At 40.2% G+C, this 7,546-nt stretch carries 7 protein-coding genes; all 7 read right to left on the reverse strand.

Features of this window, described 5'->3' with window-relative positions:
• Window positions 1–184, reverse strand: a 184-nt coding sequence (locus SORDD27_RS10275; RefSeq protein ID WP_231069294.1) for a DUF6287 domain-containing protein, incomplete at its 3' end; no start/stop codon positions are given.
• Window positions 185–199: 15 nt separating this feature from the next.
• The gene (locus SORDD27_RS04535) at window positions 200–922 is read right to left on the reverse strand and encodes a GTP pyrophosphokinase (protein ID WP_231069295.1); all 723 of its coding nucleotides are present in this window, start codon (window positions 920–922) and stop codon (window positions 200–202) included.
• Window positions 922–2,040: a ParA family protein gene (locus tag SORDD27_RS04540; protein ID WP_061427584.1), complete on the reverse strand. Its 1,119-nt coding sequence runs from the start codon at window positions 2,038–2,040 to the stop codon at window positions 922–924. Before SORDD27_RS04540 ends, SORDD27_RS04535 begins: the two co-directional genes overlap by 1 nt.
• Window positions 2,041–2,079: 39 nt before the next feature.
• Window positions 2,080–4,077, reverse strand: a complete 1,998-nt coding sequence (gene metG, locus SORDD27_RS04545; RefSeq protein ID WP_061427586.1) for a methionine--tRNA ligase — start codon at window positions 4,075–4,077, stop codon at window positions 2,080–2,082.
• Window positions 4,078–4,212: 135 nt separating this feature from the next.
• On the reverse strand, window positions 4,213–5,472 hold the full coding sequence (locus SORDD27_RS04550) for an ABC transporter permease (RefSeq protein ID WP_007519837.1): 1,260 nt from the start codon (window positions 5,470–5,472) through the stop codon (window positions 4,213–4,215).
• A 1-nt stretch (window position 5,473) separates the two neighbouring features.
• Window positions 5,474–6,175: an ABC transporter ATP-binding protein gene (locus SORDD27_RS04555; protein WP_009730286.1), complete on the reverse strand. Its 702-nt coding sequence runs from the start codon at window positions 6,173–6,175 to the stop codon at window positions 5,474–5,476.
• The gene (locus tag SORDD27_RS04560; protein ID WP_061427588.1) at window positions 6,159–7,343 is read right to left on the reverse strand and encodes an efflux RND transporter periplasmic adaptor subunit; all 1,185 of its coding nucleotides are present in this window, start codon (window positions 7,341–7,343) and stop codon (window positions 6,159–6,161) included. Before SORDD27_RS04560 ends, SORDD27_RS04555 begins: the two co-directional genes overlap by 17 nt.
• Window positions 7,344–7,546 lie beyond the last annotated feature (203 nt).

Here is a 7,546-nt window from a genome sequence, read left to right on the forward strand (position 1 = left end):
TAAATAAAGCAATCATAGCTCCTGAATTCCCTGACCGAATGTTGAGTGTTGGAAACTTGAAATTGGAAATCGAATTTGGTGAGATACTCTCATTTCTGTTCGTTTTTCCATCTGCGGTTATAATTATCTCCAGACCTTCTCCGTTTTTCCAGACACCTGCTAAAGTCGCATAATCACCTTTCATAATGGCTTCAATGTCCTAATCTTGTTTCTCTTCTAATATTTGAGCATGAGTACTTTTGTGCTCCTCATAGCTCTTAAATAGTGAATCACACAACCTAGTTCCTGAACCAACTAGTTTCGCCATGACTTTAAGTTGTTCTTGACAAGCAACGCTTCCCGTTTTGTAAGGATAATTAATAGTATGATCCATTTCTCCCCAAACTTCTTCAAATAATGTTCTAATTTGTATTTCGCAACAAACATCATTATAGTCATTGTCACGTTTTATAACATAGTGAACGCTAGTGTAGTGACTATCTTTCCTCTCGTGTTTGATATTCATAGACTCATAAATTTTCTCCATTTCAGGATCCCATGTATAGGCTTTAGGCTCTTCTACCAATTTCCATTCATCATGTTTAATCGATTCTAAAATTCCTTCATGTATAATTTTAAACTGATTTTGAAATAAAAATAACACTCGAACACCTACAAGGTCAGTAATTTCTGTTAGATAGTTGTCTATTGTAATCTTTCGATTCAAAGAAGATTTCCTTTTTAGTTTATCTCGCAAATGCTCTGGATCTTTTATTCTAGAACGAATAGAATGAATCACACTATGCCCGTTTACATTGAATGCAGGATTCATTTCAAACAAATTCTGCACATTATTTTTAGTCTTATTTAGTTTAAATCTTAAAGATTCGTCATTAGAATAATGTTCTACAATTTTGTTGATTCTAGCATCTAAATCGTTCATCACAAAACCTCAATTCGTTCCATTAAACCTTTTGCAAAAGCTTGATAAGCATCTAAAGTTGCTTTATATTTGCTATTATTTCCAGAATTAAAATTATCTATATTCTGATCTTTAAGATACTCAGGATTCTTATCCTTTAATGATTGATATGTGTCTGGAACTTCCCACATTGCACATTTTAATGCCTGTGCAACTGATGGAAATGTATTATGCGAGTGCACAACAGCATTATTTGCAATAGGGTTATTTATTTCTTTATGATTGATTTTATTATCAGGATTTATATACTTTTCAATTACACTGGGGATTCTTTCAGCATAACTAAAATGTGCATCAGCTAACCCATATTCATTTTTACCGTCATATTTTTTTGCATTATACAGAGTATAGCCCAAGAATTGCACTGATTTATCGGGGAATTTCATACGCTTATCTTTTGAAATTAAACTGTAAATTATACCAAATTCTCGTCCCCAAGACTCTAAAGAAGTTCCTATATTTCTTATACCATATAAACTAAACATATCAGGTTGGGCAGGAATAATGAAGCCATCAACTGTAGAAATGATAGTTTTATTTAAAATTCCTAAACTGGGTGACGTATCAACAATTACGTAATCTATATCATATTTTTCTGCGTATCTTTGACAAATATTCCTGATACTTGTTACTGTTCTAATACTTAAATTATCATTTTGATACAACCCACTCCATCTTTCTGATACTCTATTTTCAAATTTATGCAATGATAGTCTACCTGGAACTAGGTAGACATTCTCACACAAATTAATCGCTGGTGACAATTTCTCAACATCATTCAAGCCGTCTTCAACAGGCTTTAATAAGAAATGAATAGATCTTGGATTAGACATAAGTTCCTTAATTTTTGTACCATCATGCTCAAAAGCACCCTCATAATCATCAATAAAATCGTCTTCTTCACTCCAAATTTTCTCTAATTCCGACTCCCTAATGGCATTTATTGTTAAATTACATTGGGGATCTAAATCAACGAAAAGCACTTTCTTACTTAAAGTTCCTAATGCTTTTCCAAGATGATATGATAAGGTAGACTTACCAACTCCACCTTTGTTATTAAAAACTGAAATAATTTTCATAAGTGACTCCCTTTATTTTTATAAAATCATTTTTAGATATTATCCAATCACACTTCCATTTGGTACAGCTGAATCAACTGTGAGAAGGGTTAATTGTCCATCATGTTCAGCTGAGAGGATCATTCCTTGGCTGACATATTTTTTCATCATCTTGCGAGGTTTGAGGTTGACAACGATTTGGACTTTCTTGCCGACCAATTCTTGCTCGTTTGGATAGTATTTGGCAATTCCTGAAAGAATTTGACGGTCTTGACCATCACCAGCATCTAGGCGGAATTGGAGCAACTTGTCAGAACCTTCCACTTTAGACACTTCTTTGACTTCTGCGACACGGATCTCAACCTTGTCAAAGTCTTCGAACTTGATTTCATCCTTGTTGAGTTTGAATTCAACTTCATCTGGATTCCATTCTTTTTCGACTGCTGGTTTGTTACTTTCCATTTGTTCCTTGATATAGGCAATCTCTTCTTCCATGTCCAGACGTGGGAAGATTGGTGTTCCTTTGGCAACAACAGTCACACCAGCAGGGAAATCTGCCAAGCTCAAGTTTTCTAGGCTAGAAACTTCTGCTAAACCAAGTTGTGCCAATACAGCGCGACTAGTTTCCATCATAAATGGCTCAATCATGTGAGCTACAACACGAAGGCTGGCTGCCAAATGACTCATAACACTTGCCAATTGGTCACGAAGGGCTTCATCCTTAGCCAAGATCCATGGGGCTGTCTCATCGATGTATTTGTTGGTACGTGAGATAAGTGTCCAGACTGCTTCAAGCGCACGTGGGTAGTCAACTGCTTCCATATAGGTGTGGTAATCAGCGATTGATTGCTCTGCCACTTGAGCAAGTGCATTATCAAAGTCTGTTACACCCTCTACGTAGGCAGGGATTTGCCCATCAAAGTACTTGTTAATCATGGAAACTGTTCGGTTGAGGAGGTTTCCAAGGTCATTGGCCAATTCATAGTTGATACGGCCGACATAGTCTTCTGGAGTGAAGGTTCCATCTGAACCAACTGGAAGGCTACGCATGAGGTAGTAACGAAGTGGATCCAGTCCATAACGTTCTACTAGCATTTCAGGGTAAACGACATTCCCTTTAGACTTAGACATCTTGCCGTCTTTCATGACGAACCATCCGTGGGCAATCAAACGTTCAGGCAACTTGATATCGAGCATCATGAGCAAGATTGGCCAGTAGATGGAGTGGAAACGGAGAATATCTTTTCCGACCATGTGGAAGACTGTTCCGTTCCAGAACTTGTCAAAGTTAGTATGATCGTCTTGACCATAACCAAGAGCAGTCGCATAGTTAAGGAGAGCGTCAATCCAAACATAGACAACGTGTTTTGGATTTGATGGGACTGGCACACCCCAGGTAAAAGTTGTACGAGAAACCGCTAAGTCTTCCAAACCTGGCTCAATAAAGTTACGCAACATTTCATTAAGTCGACCATCTGGAGTGATGAAATCAGGGTGAGATTTGAAAAATTCGACCAAACGATCTTGGTATTTGCTGAGGCGAAGGAAATAAGACTCTTCTGAAACCCACTCCACTTCGTGACCTGATGGAGCGATACCGCCCGTCACATTTCCAGCTTCATCACGGAAAACTTCCGCAAGCTGGCTTTCTGTAAAGAATTCCTCATCTGAAACTGAATACCAACCAGAGTATTCACCCAAGTAGATATCATCTTGAGCAAGCAAGCGTTCAAAGACCTGAGCCACTACTTTTTCATGGTAGTCATCCGTTGTACGGATAAATTTATCGTATGAGATATCGAGTAATTGCCAGAGTTCTTTGACACCAACTGCCATCCCATCAACATAGGCTTGAGGTGTGATGCCAGCTTCTTCCGCTTTTTGCTGGATTTTCTGACCATGCTCGTCAAGACCTGTCAGATAAAAGACATCGAAGCCCATGAGGCGTTTGTAGCGAGCTAGGACATCACAGGCGATGGTTGTGTAGGCAGAACCGATATGAAGTTTACCAGATGGATAGTAAATCGGTGTTGTAATATAAAAATTCTTTTCAGACATAATTTTTCCTTTCCAGGCAAATGAAACCTGTTTTTCTAACACTTCATTATATCATATTTTTAGTGATTTTCGATAGGAAATTCCATACAAAAACAAGACAGACAAATATCCATCTTGTTTTTTCTGTTCTATGTCTTACTCATAGCGAAGGGCTTCGATTGGATCGAGCTTAGACGCTTTATTGGCTGGTAAGACTCCGAAGATCATCCCAACACTGGCTGACACAGCCAAGCTAAAGAGAGCGATTGGGAGGGAAACCCCAACTTCAATACCTGCAATCATGTTTTGAAGCAATACTCCAGCTAACATGGTCATTCCAGCAGCAATCCCAAGACCGATGACACCACCTAGCAAGGTTAAGATCATGGATTCAATCAAAAACTGTACCAAGATATTAGCCCGAGTAGCTCCGAGAGCTTTCCGCAGACCAATCTCACGCGTGCGTTCTGTCACCGAAACCAGCATGATATTCATAACACCAGTTCCCCCGACAAAGAGAGAGATTCCTGCGATGGCACTGATAATGGTTGTCATAAAACCAAATAGTTGTTGTACCTCTTGGAAGGCGGCAGTTGCATCCGCAACTTGGTACTCTCCTTGCTGAAGACCTGCAATCTCAGTCAGTTTTCGAGCCAACTCTGGACCCAAGGTCTGCGTTAGACTAGTATCATTGACACGAAAGACGATGTTCGAGATTTCATCAGTATTAAAATTGGCTGCGAGAGAGATATTGGTCGTAATTGGAAGACCACCAATCCCAAAGGCTTTAGCAGTTTTAGCTTCATTGCTAGTATAAACGCCAATCACACGGTAACTAAATTCATTGACAGAGATGACTTGATTAACCGCAGCTTCTGGACTATCAAACAAACTCTTGGCTAATTCTTCATCCAACAAAATCACACTGGCAAATTCCTTGTAGTCTTGCGGTCTTAGACTTCTACCAGCAACGATCTCATTTTCAACTGCGTTCATGTAGGTGCTATTTCCACCAGTCAGAGTCGCCCGTTCAACCTTCTTATCCTTATAAGATAGGGTAACGTTAGTCGAGTTGGTGACATAGTAACTGTCTACTCCTTTAAGTTTAGCAGCCTCCTTGACCCAAGACTCCAGTGGTTTTGGTGGTTCAACATGAACATCCTCTTCTTTCCCACTGACTGTCAAAGCGGATTGTTTCTGCGTAAAGGAGCCGTCCTTGCTTTTAATAGGAGAGAAAAAGACATGGATATCCTTCTGTGATTTGGTCATGTTTTTATTGACCTGACGAGACATGGAGTCTCCCAGAGCCATGATGACGACGACAGACGAAACTCCGATGATAATCCCGATCATGGTGAGGAAGGAACGCATCTTGTGGGCCATGATGGATGAAAAGGCAAATTTCAGATTCTGCATCTTAGTTTTCCTCCTTTTCTACCTGAGCACTGTCGGACGAGATGATCCCATCACGAATAACAATCTGGCGTTTGGCATAGGCTGCAATCTCAGGCTCATGCGTGACCATGATAATGGTCTTCCCTTCCTTGTTTAACTCCACCAACAGTTGCATGATCTGGTTTCCCGTCTTGGTATCCAAGGCTCCTGTAGGTTCGTCTGCTAGGATAATAGAGGGATTATTTACCAAGGCACGTGCAATCGCTACCCGTTGCTTTTGACCACCTGATAACTCGGAAGGCAAATGATGACTGCGCTCCGTCAGCTCAACCTTTTCCAGAAATTCCTCCGCCAATTTCCGACGCTTTGAAGCCGAAACACCAGCGTAAATCAAGGGCAATTCGACATTTTGAAGCGCATTGAGCTTGGACAAGAGAAAGAACTGCTGAAAGACAAAGCCGATTTGCTGGTTGCGGACCTTGGCCAGTTGTTTCTCTCCAAGGCCTGCAACTTCTTGCCCTCCAAGGTAGTACTCTCCACTGGTTGGTGTATCCAACATTCCTATGGTATTCATCAATGTAGACTTACCAGAACCAGATGGTCCCATAATAGCAACAAACTCACCTTCATGAACTTCTAGATTAATATTTTTAAGGACCTGCAGTTCCTGGTCACCATTTCGATAACTTCTACAGATATTTTTGAGACTAATTAGTTTCTTCATCAGCCTTCACCTCTTTTCCTTCTTCCAAGGAAGATGTTGGATTACTGATGACCTTGGTACCGTCTGTCAAACCTGAAGTAATTTCTTGGTTGTCTGCGTCCGCATTCCCCAAAGTAACTTCTACCTTCTTCACTTTTTTCTGGTCGTCAACGATCCAGACATAGTTTTTGTCATTTTCGGTAACAACACTTGTCAAAGGAACAAGGATGGCTTTACTTTTGTTTTTGACTTCAACACTGACTGAGAAGCCTTGTTTCAACTCACCGATATCGCTAGTCACATCAACAGTATAAGGATACTTAGATCCAGTATTCCCTCCAAGGGCTGCATTTGCTACTTCTCCGTTGTTTTTAGGATAATCAGAAATATAGCTGATTTTACCTGTCCAGCTCTTATCTTGGTAAACCTTTGAAGTAAAGGTAACTTCTTGCCCAACAGAAAGGTTAGCAAGGTTGTATTCAGACAGCTCCCCTTTGACCTGCAAGTTTTCATTACTTACAACATGTACCACCACTTGGCTATTACCTGTTGGCGATTTGGAAACATTACGATTAACTTCAACTACAGTCCCTTCTAGTGTACTGAGGACTGTTGCAGCATCTAGCTGAGCTTGAGCCTTGTTGAGCTGAGCCACAGCATCTGCACGGTTATCCTTGGCATCACTGATTTGAGAGTCGATAGAGGATACGGAAGAAGTCGCTGCTTGCGCTTGTTCTGGGAGTCCAGCTTCTGTTGGAACTTGTGGAGAAGCTGGTGCAGCTGATGCATTCTCACGAGCTTTGTTTAACTCCTCGATATGACGGTCTGCCTTTGCAACTGCACGATCGGCTGCATCATAGGCAGCTTGAGCATCTGCACTGCTGTATTTGACCAAAGCTTGCCCTTCTTCGACCTTGTCACCAACCGAAACAAGGATTTCATCTAAATCTCCCTTACTAGCATCAAAATAAACGTATTGTTCATTTTTTGCTGTAACCGTACCTGACAAGAGAACCGATGAAGCAACAGAACCTTCCTTAGCAGTAACGATATGAGAGGTTTCCTCCTTGACTGCTGACTGGGAAGGTTGTCTAAAAATCAAAATCCCCGCAGCACCGATAACAATAGCACTGGCAACACCAATCGCTGTGTATAATTGCCATTTTTTTGCCTTTTTATTTCTTTTCATTTTTAAGCTCCTTTATTCTTTCGCCTTACAAAAACCATTATATCAGAAATACCAAGCCCAAACAATGACAGTTCAGATGGAAACAATGACAATTCAGGACCATTATTTCGTTCGGTATTCGTTTATTGGATTATTGTGCTAGATATATAATACAATATCTTTTTAAATTTGGCAAGCGTTTTTATTAATTTTTTTATCGTAGC

The sequence above is a fragment of the Streptococcus oralis genome, from assembly GCF_001579025.1.
Classification (GTDB): Bacteria; Bacillota; Bacilli; order Lactobacillales; family Streptococcaceae; genus Streptococcus; species Streptococcus oralis_X.